General features: G+C 63.4%; 16 protein-coding genes. 9 read left to right on the plus strand and 7 right to left on the minus strand.

Going from position 1 to position 14,782, the window contains the following annotated elements; translation table 11 throughout:
* Position 1 precedes the first annotated feature (1 nt).
* From XI02_RS07910 to XI02_RS07925, 4 genes are all read left to right on the plus strand, one after another.
* Positions 2-1,114, plus strand: coding sequence for an amidohydrolase family protein (locus tag XI02_RS07910; protein WP_016845317.1), 1,113 nt, complete (start codon positions 2-4; stop codon positions 1,112-1,114).
* Positions 1,115-1,116: 2 nt separating this feature from the next.
* On the plus strand, positions 1,117-1,530 hold the full coding sequence (locus XI02_RS07915; RefSeq protein WP_172648638.1) for a Rieske (2Fe-2S) protein: 414 nt from the start codon (positions 1,117-1,119) through the stop codon (positions 1,528-1,530).
* Positions 1,531-1,756: 226 nt separating this feature from the next.
* Complete coding sequence (locus XI02_RS07920; RefSeq protein WP_172648637.1) at positions 1,757-2,371, plus strand: glutathione S-transferase family protein; 615 nt, start codon at positions 1,757-1,759, stop codon at positions 2,369-2,371.
* A gap of 60 nt (positions 2,372-2,431) precedes the next feature.
* Entirely contained in the window at positions 2,432-4,507 is a 2,076-nt protein-coding gene (locus XI02_RS07925; protein ID WP_172648636.1) for a pyridoxamine 5'-phosphate oxidase family protein, read from the plus strand.
* Positions 4,508-4,958: 451 nt separating this feature from the next.
* Here the strand turns inward: XI02_RS07925 and XI02_RS07930 are convergent, their stop codons facing one another.
* A complete protein-coding gene (locus XI02_RS07930; protein WP_172648635.1) occupies positions 4,959-5,315 on the minus strand; it encodes a hypothetical protein in 357 nt (118 codons plus the stop codon).
* A gap of 133 nt (positions 5,316-5,448) precedes the next feature.
* Positions 5,449-6,024: a TetR/AcrR family transcriptional regulator gene (locus XI02_RS07935; protein WP_069275967.1), complete on the minus strand. Its 576-nt coding sequence runs from the start codon at positions 6,022-6,024 to the stop codon at positions 5,449-5,451.
* A 124-nt stretch (positions 6,025-6,148) separates the two neighbouring features.
* Between XI02_RS07935 and XI02_RS07940 the strand changes: the two genes are divergently transcribed.
* Positions 6,149-7,126: a zinc-dependent alcohol dehydrogenase family protein gene (locus XI02_RS07940; protein WP_172648634.1), complete on the plus strand. Its 978-nt coding sequence runs from the start codon at positions 6,149-6,151 to the stop codon at positions 7,124-7,126.
* Between the two features lie 89 nt (positions 7,127-7,215).
* Here the strand turns inward: XI02_RS07940 and XI02_RS07945 are convergent, their stop codons facing one another.
* The 3 genes from XI02_RS07945 to XI02_RS07955 all read right to left on the minus strand — a co-directional run bounded on the left by XI02_RS07945 (position 7,216) and on the right by XI02_RS07955 (position 10,260).
* Positions 7,216-9,216: a hypothetical protein gene (locus XI02_RS07945; protein WP_245163880.1), complete on the minus strand. Its 2,001-nt coding sequence runs from the start codon at positions 9,214-9,216 to the stop codon at positions 7,216-7,218.
* Positions 9,217-9,399: 183 nt separating this feature from the next.
* Positions 9,400-9,822 (minus strand): sulfite exporter TauE/SafE family protein, encoded by a 423-nt coding sequence (locus XI02_RS07950; RefSeq protein ID WP_172648633.1) that lies wholly within the window; start codon positions 9,820-9,822, stop codon positions 9,400-9,402.
* A gap of 153 nt (positions 9,823-9,975) precedes the next feature.
* Positions 9,976-10,260 (minus strand): hypothetical protein, encoded by a 285-nt coding sequence (locus tag XI02_RS07955; protein WP_069275971.1) that lies wholly within the window; start codon positions 10,258-10,260, stop codon positions 9,976-9,978.
* Between the two features lie 293 nt (positions 10,261-10,553).
* Between XI02_RS07955 and XI02_RS07960 the strand changes: the two genes are divergently transcribed.
* Positions 10,554-10,925, plus strand: coding sequence for a cupin domain-containing protein (locus tag XI02_RS07960; RefSeq protein ID WP_069275972.1), 372 nt, complete (start codon positions 10,554-10,556; stop codon positions 10,923-10,925).
* Between the two features lie 22 nt (positions 10,926-10,947).
* On the opposite strand, the gene XI02_RS07965 is transcribed toward XI02_RS07960, so the two are convergent.
* Positions 10,948-11,556 (minus strand): TetR/AcrR family transcriptional regulator, encoded by a 609-nt coding sequence (locus tag XI02_RS07965; protein WP_016846455.1) that lies wholly within the window; start codon positions 11,554-11,556, stop codon positions 10,948-10,950.
* Between the two features lie 112 nt (positions 11,557-11,668).
* Here XI02_RS07965 and XI02_RS07970 point away from each other — a divergent pair, with 112 nt between their 5' ends.
* Both XI02_RS07970 and XI02_RS07975 read left to right on the plus strand, forming a co-directional pair.
* Positions 11,669-12,364, plus strand: a complete 696-nt coding sequence (locus XI02_RS07970; protein ID WP_069275974.1) for a PspA/IM30 family protein — start codon at positions 11,669-11,671, stop codon at positions 12,362-12,364.
* Positions 12,365-12,449: 85 nt separating this feature from the next.
* Positions 12,450-12,725, plus strand: a complete 276-nt coding sequence (locus XI02_RS07975) for a YiaA/YiaB family inner membrane protein (protein WP_016846457.1) — start codon at positions 12,450-12,452, stop codon at positions 12,723-12,725.
* 44 nt (positions 12,726-12,769) lie between these two features.
* Here XI02_RS07975 and XI02_RS45125 read toward each other — a convergent pair whose 3' ends face one another.
* Complete coding sequence (locus XI02_RS45125) at positions 12,770-13,369, minus strand: APC family permease (RefSeq protein ID WP_244980784.1); 600 nt, start codon at positions 13,367-13,369, stop codon at positions 12,770-12,772.
* A gap of 590 nt (positions 13,370-13,959) precedes the next feature.
* Between XI02_RS45125 and XI02_RS07985 the strand changes: the two genes are divergently transcribed.
* Positions 13,960-14,781, plus strand: a complete 822-nt coding sequence (locus tag XI02_RS07985) for a universal stress protein (RefSeq protein WP_172648632.1) — start codon at positions 13,960-13,962, stop codon at positions 14,779-14,781.
* Position 14,782: the final 1 nt, after the last annotated feature.

The following is a 14,782-nucleotide window of genomic DNA, read 5'->3' on the forward strand; positions in this document are numbered from 1 at the left end:
CATGAGTGACGTCATCGACCGCCCGATGCTCGACCAGGAGAAGACCGCGGCGTCGCGGCTCAGAATCATCGATTGCGACATCCATCCGAGCATTCACGCGCACAGCGACCTCAACGAGTTCCTGCCAAAACGCTGGCAGCAGCATCTGAAGGAATATGGCAGCCATCTGCGCACGCCCTATATCGGCACCACGCCGTATCCGCGTTCCTCGCCGCTGATCGCGCGGCGCGATGCCTGGCCGCCGACCGGCGGCGTGCCGGGCTCCGATCTCGATTTCATGCGCAAGCAGCATCTCGATCCGTTCGACGTCGAGTTCGGCATCCTGCAGGTGCTCGACCTCTTCATCTTCTCGCAGCAGAATCTGGAATTCGGCGCCGCGATCCAGCGCGCCATCAACGACTGGCAACTGGCGTTCTGGGCGCATCGCGATCCGCGCCTGAAGGCCTCGATCCTGGTCGGGCAGGACGGCTCCGACCTCGGCCTCGCCGAGATCGAGCGCTGCGCCAAATCAGGCGAATACATCCAGATCAACGTCTCGCCGCGTGCCAACGAGCCGCTCGGCCGCCGCCGCTACTGGCCGATCTATGAACGCGCGCAAGAGCTCGATCTGCCGCTCGGCATCCATGTCGGCGGCTATGGCGGGCATGCGCCGACCGGCGGCGGTTGGCCGTCCTATTATTGCGAGGAGCATCAGTCCAACGCGCACACGGTGGCCTCGAATCTCACCAGCCTGGTGCTGGAGGGTGTTCCCGAGCGCTTCCCGAAACTGAAGATCGTGTTCATCGAGGGTGGCTTCGGCTGGATCCCCGCGACGATGTGGCGGATGGATCAGCACTTTGAGCGCTTCCGCAGCGAGGTGCCGCATTTGAAGCGCAGGCCGAGCGAATATGTGAAGCAGCATTTCTGGTTCACGACCCAGCCGATCGACGAGCCTGATGAAGCCAGGCACCTGCGCCAGCTGATCGAATGGGTCGGCATCGACCGGCTGTTGTTCTCGTCGGACTATCCGCACTGGGACTATGACGACGCGCGCTACGCCTTCAAGACACCGCTGACGGACGCCGAGCGTCGCAAGATCTTCAACAGCAATGCCCGCGCGGTTTACAAGTTCTGATCATGGCCCGTCACATCGTCGCGCGCACCAGTGAGATTCCGGCCGGCGGCAACAAGGTGTTCGGCCTCGAGGGCCGCGACATCGTCGTGTTCCACGTCAATGGCGAGTTCTTCGCGCTGCTCAATCGCTGCCCGCACGAAGGCGCGCCGCTGGAGAAGGCGGCCTGCGTCGCGCGCCTGACCTCGCCGGAGCCCGGCATCTATCAGCGCGACCGCGTCGGCGAGATGCTGCGCTGTCCATGGCACGGCTGGGAATTCGACATCCGCAACGGGCAGTCCTGGTTCGATCCCAAGCGGTTCAGGATCCGCTCCTATCCTATCGCGGTCGAGAGCGGCGCCGAGTTGCAGAAGGGGCCGTATGTCGCCGAGACGTTCCCGGTGCACATCGAGGACAATTACGTGATCGTCGAGATCTGAGGGGCTGCCCCGAATTTCGTCGTCATGCCCGGCCTCGTGCCGGGCATCCACGTCTTGCTTTGCTGCAGAAAAGACGTGGATGGCCAGGACAAGCCCGGCCATGACGTATTTATTGCATCATACGCAATAATGAAGTGCCATCGACGGCAATTATAATAACCGCTGCAATGGGCCACCTTGAGCTGGCGGTCGGGAATGGACCCGTCCACCACATCAGGAACGGCACATGAAGCTCTACCACTTCGCTCTCTCCGGCCACGCGCATCGCGCGCGCCTGTTTTTGTCCCTGCTCGGAATTCCGCACGAGCTGGTCGACGTCGATCTCAAGTCCGCCGCGCAGAAGCGGCCGGAATTTCTCGCGCTCAACCCGTTCGGCCAGGTACCGGTGCTGGACGATGACGGCACCATCATTTCCGACTCCAACGCGATCCTGGTCTATCTCGCGACCAAGCTCGGCCGCACCGACTGGCTGCCGCAGGATGCAAAGGGCGCTGCCGCGGTCCAGCGCTGGCTGTCGGTTGCTGCCGGCGATCTCGCGTTCGGGCCCGCTGCGGCACGCCTCATCACCGTGTTCGGCGCCAAGCACAATCCGGACGACGTGATCGCGCGTGCGCATGTTCTGCTGAAGCGGCTCGAAGCCCATCTCGCCGGTCGCGACTGGCTGGTCGGCGTGGCGCCGACGATCGCAGACGTCGCGCTCTACAGCTATCTGTCGAGCGCGCCCGAAGGCAATGTCGATCTCTCCGCCTATGCGCGCGTCACCGCGTGGCTGCGCCGGATCGAGGCGCTGCCGGGCTTCGTGGCCTTCGCCAGGACTCGCGTCGGTCTGGCGGCTGCGTGACCTGCTGACCGGGCGTGCCGTCAGGCGCGCCCGTCCAACCCCGAAGGGGAGGGCGATACGATGAGCGACAGACGAACCAAGAGCAAGCTCGCGACCTGGCACGCCGGCGAAAAGGCGATCCAGCAGCAGGTCGGCGTCGTCGAGAAGATGGAGGCCGTCGGCCAGCGCGCGGTGCGCGACTTCATGCCCGACCAGCATCGCGATTTCTTCGCGCAGATTCCCTTCATCGTCGTCGGCAGCGTCGACCAAAGCGGTGACGCCTGGGCCTCGCTGCTGGCCGGCAAACCCGGCTTCATCTCCTCGCCGACGCCGCGCAGCCTCGAGATCGATGCGCGGCCCGACCGCAGCGATCCCGTCAGCGAAGGGATGCGCGCGGGCGATGCGATCGGACTCTTGGGGATCGAATTGCACACGCGGCGCCGCAACCGGGCGAACGGGCTGCTGTGTGCAGCATCAGGCAAGGCACTCAGCTTCGAGCTCGATCAGAGCTTTGGCAATTGCGCGCAGTATATCCAGCTCCGCGATTTCGCCTTCGCGCGCGAGCCGGATGAACCTTTTGCGGGAGAGATCGAGGCGAGCACGACGCTCGATCAGGCCGCGCGCGACACGATCAAGGCGGCCGACACGTTCTTCGTGGCGTCCTATGCCGAGCGTGAGGACCGTCGCCAGGTCGACGTCTCGCATCGCGGCGGCAGGGCGGGCTTCGTCCGCGTTGCCGACGACGGCACGCTGACGATCCCCGATTTCGCCGGCAATCTGTTCTTCAACACGCTCGGCAACATCCTCGTCAACGGCAAGGCCGGGCTGGTGTTTGTGGATTTCGAGACCGGCGACCTGCTGCAGCTGAGCGGCGATGCCGAGGTGATGCTGGACTCGCCGGAGATCGCGGCGTTTCAGGGCGCCGAGCGGCTCTGGAGTTTCCGTGCCCGCCGTGTGGTGCGCAGACGCGGCGCGCTGCCGCTGCGCTGGGCGTTCCGGGCCGAAGGCTGGTCGCCGAATTCGCTGATGACCGGTGACTGGACACAGACCGCCGAGCGGATCCGCGCGGCCGGGCGCGCGACGCAGTGGCGGCCGTTCAAGGTCGCCAGGATCGTCGACGAGAGCCGATCGATCCGGTCGTTTCATTTGCAGCCGGACGACGGCGCGGGGCTGCTTCCGCACCAGGCGGGACAGCATTTGCCGATCCGTCTCTCGCTGCCCGGCATCGACAAGCCAGTGATCCGCACCTACACGCTGTCGGTCGCGCCGTCGGACGGCATGTACCGCATCAGCGTGAAGCGCGACGGTGTCGTATCGCAACATCTGCACGACACCATCCATGTCGGCGACATCGTCGAAGCGCGCGCACCGGCCGGCGGCTTCACGATCGATGCGCGCGAGAAGCGGCCCGCGGTGCTGCTCGCCGGCGGTGTCGGCATCACGCCGCTGCTCGCGATGCTGCGCCACGTGGTCTATGAAGGGTTGCGCACCCGCGGCATCCGGCCGACATTCCTGTTTCAGGCCGCGCATGCGAAACAGGACCGCGCGTTCGGCGACGAATTGCAGCAGCTGGTGGATGCCGCCGGTGGCGCCGTGCGGATCATCCGCGTCCTCGGCGATGTCGACGGCGCCGAGCAGGGCACAGACTACGACGCCGCGGGACGGATCGACATGGCGTTGTTGTCGCGCGTCCTGCCGTTCAATGACTACGACTTCTATCTGTGCGGACCGCCGCAGTTCACCCAATTGCTCTATGACGCCCTGCGCGGCTACAACATTGCCGACGGCAGGATTCACGCCGAAGCATTCGGTCCTTCATCGCTGGTCCGGAAGCCCGACCTCGTCACCGCAGCGCCGCCGCGCCGGCCGCCGGCGACGACCCCGATCCCGGTCGCCTTCACCGCATCGCTGAAGGAGGCGCGCTGGACGCCGGAGGCGGGGACGCTGCTCGAATTGGCCGAAGCGCGCGGCCTCAGCCCCGCCTTCAGCTGCCGGGAAGGCAATTGCGGAACCTGCCGAACCCGATTGCTGGCTGGCGCCGTGACCTATGTGAAGCGGCCCGCCGCCGAGGTGGCCGATGACGAGGTGCTGATCTGCTGCGCGGTGCCGGCGAAGCAGGAGGCCGACGGCGAGGATCGGATCCAGCTGGATCTCTGATCAGCCGTTCTCGGACTGCGCAGCTTGGTCGCCCAAGGCATGATGAGATTAGATTGAATGGCAATCGCAAGGTGGTGCGCTTGCGGGCAGGGCAATCGCATATGGGATGAACCGATTCTTCCGCGCCGTCATGGCCGGGCTTGTCCCGGCCATCCACGTCTTTTCTTCGCGTGGAAACGAAGACGTGGATGCCCGGGACAAGCCCGGGCATGACGAGTTTGTGAGAACTCCGATTACCTCAAACGGCCATATGCGATTGCCCTACGCTTGCGGGGGAGGGCTGGGTGGGGGCTCTCTCCGCGAGTCGCGCTGCGGAGAGAGCTCCCACCCACATCGCATCTTCGATGCGATGTGACCTAAGAGCGAGCTTCGCTCGTCTCGACCCCACAAGCGGGAGAGGGGAGGTGTAGTCAGCGCGTCGTGAGATTGATCGAACTAACTTCATCCCGCTTCAGCCCATGCTGCCCGGCATGAAGCGGCGCGGCCTCGGGTGCCCGTCGAGGTAGTACGGCCAGACCATGGTGCGGCCGGCGCGGTTCGGTCCGGCGACGACGGCCTCGTCGGGAACGTCGACCCACTCACCCTCGAGGCGCACACGATAGTGGCCGTCCCTGGTGTCCCAATCGGCATCATCGACACGCTTCGCGTCGCTGCCGTCGCAGCAGGGGCCCTTGACGCTGCGCAGGCTCTCATACCAGGCGTTCAATTCGGGTTGCTGGTGATCATGGGCCTGCGCCGGGCCGATCGCCGGCTTCGCCAGCAGGGCTGTGACTGCAACGAGCGCCGCATGCCAAAACCGTTTGTTCATCTGATCCCCAAAATCCGGAAAGCCCATCACAGCCAGTCCGGAGATGGTCATCGAGATCAGGACATCAATCAGATGATGAACGACATATCATCACATTCGTGCGAGCGCAGCGGAAGGCCGGGAGCTGACAAGCTCAGGCGAGCAGGCTCATCACCTGGTCGATCACGGCCTTCACCTGCTTCGAATCCGGCCTCTGGTGCGCGAGCGCCAGCAGGCCGGCATGCACCACCATGATGGTGTGGGCGGTGACGTCAGGGTCAAAGCCTTTGCTGAACTGGGCGCGATCGGTGCGCAGCCGCGTGCGCAGCAGCTCTTCAAGCCGCCGGTTGTAGCGCTCGATGCTCTTGCGGAGCTCGACCTGGTCAAGCGAACCGTCGGTCGCGGAATTGATCGACAGGCAGCCGCGCTGTCCCTTCTCGCCCGAGCAATAGGGAATGAAGCCGGTGAGCCACTGCCTGATGACGTCCCGCGCGGGCCCCGGCTGCGCCAGCACGCGCTCGGCCCAGCCGAGGATGCCGTCGTGATAGCGGTCCAGCACCTTCAGGAACAAAGCGTTCTTGTCGCCGAAGGCCGCATAGAGGCTGGGTTTCGCGACGCCGCTCGCCGCCGTGATGTCGTCGAGCGAAGTCGCCTGAAAGCCCTTCTGCCAGAACATCTGGCGGGCGATTTCCAGGACATCGTCCGGATCGAAGCTGCGCGGCCTTGCCATATCCGTCTTTTATGTACTCCCGCGTTGGATGTGAAGCCCTCAGCACACTTTGAAGGCCTTCTGGCCCGTTGACGTTCGACTCATTCAACACTATTGAGTACAGAATAAAATCCGGAGAGGTGCCATGAAGGCTGTTCAGGTCGTTGCGTTTGGACGTGCTGCGGAGGTGGTCAAGCTCAACGAGATGCCGGACGTGGGCAGCCCCGGCCCCGACGAGGTCGTGGTCGCGGTGGAGGCCGCGCCGATCAACAATTCGGATTTCATGATCATCGCCGGGCGCTATGGCTATCTGCCGTCGCCGCCGGCCACGCTCGGGATCGAGGGCGTCGGAAGGGTCGTAGCCAGAGGAGCGCAGGTGAGGAACCTGAAGGAGGGCGACCGCACGCTGATTCCGTTCACAGTCCCGACCTGGACCGAGCGGGTCAAATTCACAGCGTCATGGCAGCGCGCGCTACCCGACAATGCCGATGTCCAGCAACTGTCCATGATCGGGGTCAATCCGGCCACCGCCTATCTGCTGCTGACCGATTTCGTGAAAGTCCCGCGCGGCGGCTGGGTGATCCAGAACGGCGCCAACTCGGCGACGGCCCGCGCGGTGATCGCCATCGCCAAGTCGCTCGGACTCAAGACCGTCAACATCGTCCGGCGCGAGGAGGTCGTGGATGAGGTCAAGGCGATCGGCGGCGATGTCGTGCTGCTCGACGGGCCGGATCTCGCCAAGCGCGTCGGCAGGGAAACGGGTCGGGCGCCGATCCAGCTGGCGCTCGACATGGTCGGCGGCTCATCCGCCTTGAACCTGATGAACTGCCTCGCGCCAAAAGGAGTGCTCGTCATCTACAGCGCGATGAGCGGACAGCCGTTCTCCGGCTCGGCCTTGAGCGTGATCTTCAACGAAGTGTCGGTGCGCGGCTTCTGGCTCGGCCATTGGGGCAAGACCGCGACCGATCAGGCATTGGCCGGAATGTACGACCATCTGGTGCCGATGGTCGCATCGGGCGCGATCAGCGCGCCGGTGGTCGGGGCCTATCGCCTGGAGGATTTTTCGCAGGCGATCGCGCAGGCGGCGGCATTCAAGGGCAAGGTGATCTTCACGCCGAACTAGGTCGTACCCCGCGGCATTCGCCGGCGCGACGCGGCACCGCGATGCCCGTTTTCGTCGGCGCATATCCGCACGACGTCACGCCGGGGCAGCTAGACGATGGTCGAGAGCGTGAACGCGTGCCACGCACTCCAGTCAATGCCATCGTGCGCGCGCACATACATCGTTTCAGTGCCGGTGGTGGCGCCGCCACGCATCCAGACATCATCGAGGTCGGCGGCATTGACGTCGATCACGGTGCTGGCTGGCCAATGGGAATTGGCAGAGGTCCAGAAATAGCCGCTGTCGGCGTTGCCGCCGCCATCCCAAAACTGATAGGCGGCCGCGGGATTTGCGTCAGCGTCGGCATAGGACACCAGGTTGCCGACCTGGCTCCACTCGTTGACGTGCAAGGTCTGGTTGCTGATCGAGGCATCGGGGGCGTGGTTTGCCAGACTGGTCACGGTAAAGCTGTCCCAGGTACTCCAGCTCGTTCCGTCGAACGCGCGCACAAACATGGAATCGGTACCGGCCGTGGTGCCACCTCGCACCCATACATTGGCGAGATCCGACGCCGAGACGTCGATGACCGTGCTGGACGCCCAGTGTGAATTGTCGGGCGTCCAGAAATAGGCGCTGGTCGCAGCCCCGCCACCGTCCCACAACTGGTATTGGGTGATCGCATCGCCGTCGGCGTCGGATGCCGTCGTCCAGTTGACGAGCTGCGCCCATTGCGCGGCGTTCAGTGTATGATCGTTGATCGTCGCGGTAGGAGCCGTATTCGTCGACGTCAGGGTAAAGCTGTCCCAATTGCTCCAGGCGGTGCCGTCGAATGCCCTTACCCACATCGTCTCGGAACCGGTTGTCGAGCCGCCCTTGATCCACACATTGGCCAGATCGGATGCTGAAACGTCGATCGTCGTGTTGGCAGCCCAGTGGGAATTGTCGGGTGTCCAGAAATAGGCGCTGGTCGCGCCCGCGCCGGCATCCCAGAACTGATACTTGGTGATCGTGTCACCTTCGGCATCGGTGGCAGTGAGCCAGCCCTGCGGTTTGACCCATTGATTGACGTGGAGCGACTGGTCGTTGATGGTCGCGACCGGCACCGTGTTCGGCGTCGACGTCACGGTGAATGTGTCCCAATTGCTCCACTCCGTTCCGTCGAATCCCCTCACCCACATCGTCTCGGAACCGGTTGTCGAGCCGCCATGGATCCAGACATTGGCGAGGTCGGCAGCCGAAACGTCGATCGTCGTGTTGGCAGCCCAGTGGGAATTGTCGGGTGTCCAGAAATAGGCGCTGGTGGCGGCGGTGCCGCTATCCCAGAACTGGTACTTCGTGATCGCGTCGCCATTGGCATCGGTCTTGGTCAACCAGTTGTCGACGGTGACCCATTGATCGATATGTATGGAATGATCACCGGCAGTCACGACGGGTGGAGTATTGACCGACGTCAGCGTGAAGCTGTCCCAGTTGCTCCAGTCCGTTCCGTCGAACGCTCTGACCCAGAACGTCTCGGCACCGGTTGTCGAGCCGCCCTTGATCCAGACATCGGCCAGGTCGGCGGCCGCCACTTCGATCGTCGTGTTGGCAGCCCAATGGTCATTGGTGGAAGTCCAGAAATAGGCGCTTGTTGCGGAGGTGCCGCTGTCCCAGAACTGGTATTTGGTGGCTGCATCCCCGTTGGCATCGGAGTAGGTCAGCCAATTCTTGGCTTGCGTCCATGTATTGGTGTGCAGCTGCACGTCGGGGACCGTGACGACCGGCACAGTGTTTGGAATCGTCGTGAGCGTGAAAGACGTCCAGTTGCCCCAATCGGTCCCGTCGAAGGCGCGTACCCACAGTGTCTCGGTGCCGCCGACCGCACCGGCACGCACCCACACGTCGGAGAGGTCAGACGCCGCAACTTCGATCGTCGTGTTGGCGGCCCAATGGTCGTTGGTGGAAGTCCAGAAATAGGCGCTGTTCGCAGCTGAGCCGCCGTCCCAGAACTGAAATTTCTGCGCGGGATTGCCGTCGGAGTCGGCATAGGTGAGCCATGGCTGCATCTTTTGCCACTGATTGTACAACAGGCTGTGGTTACCAATCGTGACGACCGGTGCGGAATTGGCCATGGTTTGCGTCCTCGTGGGGTGCGCCGGTCGAGACCGGCTAATTTCCAAGGTGCAAGGCAATTAATTTTGGCCCGTGAGGCGGGCCAGGCTGAGATAGTGTCGTCCGGCTGAGATCAGCGCTAAAGAAATCGTTAATATCAAATTCAGGATCGCAGAATTTGAATGCAGCATCTATGATGGGTGTCACACCCATCGGTCAGGTCGCGTGCGGCAAAATGTCATAGGTGTCCGGTTGCGAACGGCCTCGCGTGCCTCGTGCCGCCTTTGAAACCGCAGCGAGGGATAAGCGGTAGCCGCAGCAGCGAGAAGAATCACTCCGGTCGCGACGTTATACAGACGTTCGTCAAGAACGATGAAACCGCCAACAAGAGCGGTCGGGAGCGACGTAATGAGGAGCAGCCTTAGCTTGGACCAATCAATCAGGCCCCCGCGATGAAAGCGCCAGGTCGAATAGGCGCCCGCGATGATATTGAGTAGCAGCGCCGTCGGACGCATCTCGTTCGAAGGGAACGAGGCGAACGCCATGAGAGCAAGAAATGCTGTCCCGCCAGCCTGACCAACCGTAGCATAGAGCAGCGAGATGCCGGCGAACATCAACGTCAGCATTGCCGTTCTTTCCCAAGCGCGGCGAGGCTAACAGAACGTCAGGACGACCCAAAGGCAAAAAACGTTCCGTCGATACGATAGGCGGCGCGATCGTGACCACGAAATGGTCGCGGTCCGCGCGACAAGCCAGCTGCAATGTCTCGAAATCGATGACTACTTGATCGTCGCGTGCACGGTGATGACCGAGGTGCCGGATGCCTTCGGCCCCTGGCCAGTTGCCTTGATGGCAAACGTGTCGCTGCCCTTGTACTTGGCCTTCGCCCTGTACTCGAAGGTCGATGCGTTGATCTTCTTCAGCTTGCCGTAGGCCGGCTTTTGCGAGATCGACGAGTCCGTCACCGTGCCGCGGATACCGATCGGGATCTGGCAGCTTTGGCCTGACGCGACGTCGATATCGCCGGTCGAATTCTCGCCCCAATCCGCCAACGTCACCGACATCGAGCATTCCGGCACGGGCTGCGCCGAAGACGCTGGCACGACACTTGATGCCGCAAGGATGAACGCCAAAGCGGCTGCCCTCGACAACCGTGTCGTGACGATACTCGTTTTCATGCAAGGCCCACTGCTGAAGGTTCTCGGCGCAGGAATCCTGCAACGTCGGGGCAGGGGTGGCAAGGACTTCGGCTCATGTGCACGGCGGGGCGTTGGATCGGCGATCGGACATCTTGTTGCCTCGGCGAGGCGCCCATAGTCGTCGGCACGACGGCTCGCGTGGCAGACAAGAGGTTCCAATGGCTGAAAGCAGCGACGGTCAGGCAAAAGCTCAACAAGCCGGATTTGCCGGCGTCACCCGCAAGACTCTCGAGCGTCTCGCTTTGCCCGGCGATGATCGCGAGCTTGTCGTTGCCGAGGTGACCTATCCGCCCGGCGGGGTGGCTCCGCTGCACCGGCACCCCGTTGGCGGCGTGGTCTTCATCGTCGAAGGCGTTGCCGAGTCCGCGTATGGCGACGAGGCGCCGCGCCAGTATCGGGCAGGCGAGACCTTGCAGGATCGACCCGGCGTTCCGCACACGCTGTTTCGCAATTGCGATCCGGACCGGCCGCTGCGCTTCCTGACCATCTACGCGCTCGAGCCCGGGCGCGCCTACACGATGGAGCCGTGAGGCGAAGGCGCAACCGGAAATCCTATTCCTTCCTGGCCGTCAGCCCGTCGACCATCGCGCGCGTCAACGTTGCGATCTCGCTGCGCAATGCGCCGATCGGCACCGCGATCAGCTTGTGCTCGAGCCCGAGCGCGACCATGCCATGCACCGCGGAGAACAGGCTGCGCGCGGTGACGCCGAGCTGCGCCGGCGAACGCTGCGGAAACAGCGCGGCGAGCGGCTTGTAGATGTGGCGGAACAATTCCATCTGCTCGGTGATCGCCCATTCCGGCACCGGCTTGCCGGGCTGCATGCGATGCTCGAACAGCGCGCGCCACAGTTCGAGATTGTCGGCGGCGAAGTCGCAATAGGCGACCGCGATCCGCACCAGCATCTCGCGCGGCGCCGCAGCCCCGCCGATCTCGGCCAGCGACAGCGACGCATCGAGCCGCGCCAGCGTGCGCGAGCCGACGCGCAGGATCAGCTCGTCGACATCCTCGACCAGATTATAGACGCCGCCATTGGCGACCCCGATTTCCTGGGCCAGTTCGCGGGTTTTCAGGCCGCCGAGACCCTTTGCCGCAATCGCCCGTTCCGCCGCCTCGATCAGCGCTTCCCGCAGTTTTGCTCGTCGTTCCAATGCCTTGGACATCTTTGATCCTTCGTTAACCATCACCCTGAGCGATGCTCAAATAATTCTTGAGCGTCGCTCATTATGTGGTACAAGAGATTCATGAGCGATGCTCATAACAGGGAGTGACCAAATGTTCAAAACTGTTTTGACGCTTTTCCGCGGCAGCGTGGCAGCAGCGGAGGAGGAACTGCAAGACCGGACAGCGCTGGTCATCCTCGACCAGCAGATGCGCGATGCCGCCGCCGCCGTCGACCGCTCGAAGCGGACCCTGGCGCTGGCGATCGCCGGCGACCAGCAGGAAGGCCGCCGGCTCGACGCCACCAACGCCCGGATCGCCGATCTCGAGGTACGCGCGTCGGCGGCACTCGAGGGCGGCCGGGAAGATCTCGCCCGCGAAGCCGCGCAGGCGATCGCCAATCTCGAAGCCGAGCGCGATGCCGCGATGACCGCACGCGCGCTGTTCGCCTCCGAGATCACCCGGCTGAAGCGCCATGTCGGCAACGCCGAGGCGCGCATCGCCGAGCTCGATCGCGGCCGGCGCCTCGCCCGTGCATCGGAAGCGGTGCGTTCGCTGCGCCGGAGCGGCATCGAGGCAGCCCGCCCCTACGAGTCGACGCTGCCGGAAGCGGAGGCGACGCTGAAGCGGCTGCGCGAGCGGCAGATGGAGATCCAGGCCGCCGACGAGGCGTTGATCGAGATCGACGCCGCCGCGGGACCGCTGGCTACCGCCGAGAAGCTCGCCGAGCAGGGCTTTGGCCCGCGCATGAAATCGACCGCCGACGACGTGCTGGCGCGGCTGAAAGCCAAGCGCCCGCCAGCAGCCTGAAATCCCAAGCCCGAAAATCCCAAGCCTGAAACCTCAAGCCTGAAACCAAGCCAACTTCAAACCAAATATCATCAAGGAGATTACCATGAACCAGACCATCCAACCCCACAGCGGCAGCTGGGTTACCTTCACCTACGCGTCCTTCGCGGCTTCCGCCTTCCTCGTCGCCGTCGGCGTGTTCTTCCTGCCGATCGATCTCTGGATGAAGGGCTATCTCACGATGGGCATCGTGATGCTGGTCCAGACCTGCGTCACGCTGACCAAGACGGTGCGCGACAATTACGAGAGCAGCAAGTTCGTGAACCGCATCGAGGACGCCAAGGCCGAGCGCCTGCTGATGGAGGTCTCCAAGGCGGCGTGAGAGGGACGCGCGAGCCGGAGCCAGGACCAAGCGGCGGGTGCTTTTCACCCGCCGCTTTCGTCGTCCGGACCAACTTCGAGCGGGAACGTCAGCGCGAGAGCCGCGACGGCGAGCATGACTAGCCCCGTCGCAATCAGCGGTGTCCCGGTTCGCGAATGGACGCGTCCCGCTATACCAGGCAAGTCTCCCTGCTGTGCCATGCCATAGACGACGCGCGCGGTCATGGTCATCTGCGCAAGAATGGTGTTGAGCGTGGACACGATCGCGATGACGCTGAAAGTCGTCGGACTTACGCCTGCCACTGTGCTGAACACGAGGCTCAGTGGCGCCGTCGACGTCGCAAGGATGCTCGGCGGAACGGCGCTGACGGAAATTGCTGCGATCAGGACGTAGAGTACGATCGTGATCAATAGTGTGAGCGCCATAGCCCACGGGATATTCCGTTGCGGGCTCTTGGCCTCCTCCACCACGTTGGCAAGGTCCTCGAAGCCGAAAAAAGCGAAGAACGCGAGCAGGCTGGCAAAGGTGATCCCAGAGAGAACGCCGGCGTCGAGCGGGGGTGGTGTAAATAGCGCAGGGCTGAACGAGACCCCGGAATGAGCCGCGGACACGACGATCCAGACCAGTCCGCCCGGCTCGATCAAGTCAGTAATTCAGCGAGCGCCACCGATTCGAGAATGCCCCAGGCCGCGACCATGCCCGAGGCCGCGACGATGGCCACGACAATCAATGGCGCTGTAGCCGGCTCCCCCAAGGGTCACCGCGGCAGCCGAGATGATGCCGATGGCAAGCCTCAATGAGCCGACGGCCCGGGATAGAAATCGGGAGTTGAATGCGGCACGGACGTAGGCGGCTTCCCCCGCGCTAACGGGATAGTGGGTAGCGAGCTCAGCATACGAGGCGGCGGTGAAAGCCATGACAGCGGCCGCTAATGCGAAGGCCCATGAGGAGTACATTCCTGCGTGGCCCGCGACCGCGCCGATCAGGACGTAGATCCCTGCCCCTACAGTGACTCCGGTCAGGACGAGAAGTGGCAGCCCCAGTCGCCGTCGCAAACCTGCCGGTGGCACAATGTGATCCTGCGTCACTGCTTCCATTTGTCGTCATTACGAGCAGCGGAATTCTTTGAATCTGTATATCGGCGAGCCCCACGCACAGCCTCTTGATTTGGGTCAATCGGACGCACGCAAGAGGTGCCAAAAAGGCGAACGTATCAACGGGCGGAGCAATGCCGATGATAATCGCGACCGTGATGGTCTATGTTGACCCTGAGCAGCAGGCAGAAGGTCAGGTTCGCATTACGTGGGAAGTCGCAGACAAGTTCGGGGCATCCCTGGTCGGCGTTTCCGCTTTCGCGGTCGAGCCTCCTTTTGTGGCGGAGGGCGTCATCATTCGGGAAACGACTGCGGATGACCTGAAGCGGATGAAGTCCGCCCGCGCCGACAAGGAGCAATGGTTTCGCAGCGTGGCCGGGCTACCAGAGGGACGGGTCGAGTGGCGTTGTAGCGTAGACTATCCCACTGCATTCCTGACCAATGAAGGCGCGATCGGCCGACTTGGTGGTGATCAGGCGCACGCACGAAAAATGGATCAATTCCATTTCATCGATCCGGCCGAGGCGATGATGCGGATGGGAAGGCCGACGCTACTGGTGCCCGACCATGTTGCGACGCTGAACGCCGACCGCGTCCTGGTAGGATGGAAAGACACCCGCGAAGCAACGATCGCCGTGCGGAACGCCCTGCCGTTCCTCTCGAGGGCTACGCAGGTCACGGTCGTCGAAATCAGCACATCCGATGAACAGGACACAGCGCGCCACCGCGTCCGCGATGTCGCCAAATATCTGCAGGCCCATGCCGTAAAATGCCAGGTCGACGTGCGTGTGCACATGGCCGAACCCGATGTACATCAGCTCGTTCGCCTGGCGAAGGATGAGGGCGCTCATCTGATTGTAACTGGAAGCTATGGCCACAGCCGGCTCGGCGAGTGGATGTTCGGCGGCGTGACTCGCGGTCTGCTGCACGAGTCGCCGGTCTGCGTAATGATGTCGCACTAGG

Origin of the sequence: Bradyrhizobium sp. CCBAU 21365 (assembly GCF_015291305.1) — a bacterium.
GTDB lineage: Bacteria > Pseudomonadota > Alphaproteobacteria > Rhizobiales > Xanthobacteraceae > Bradyrhizobium > Bradyrhizobium elkanii.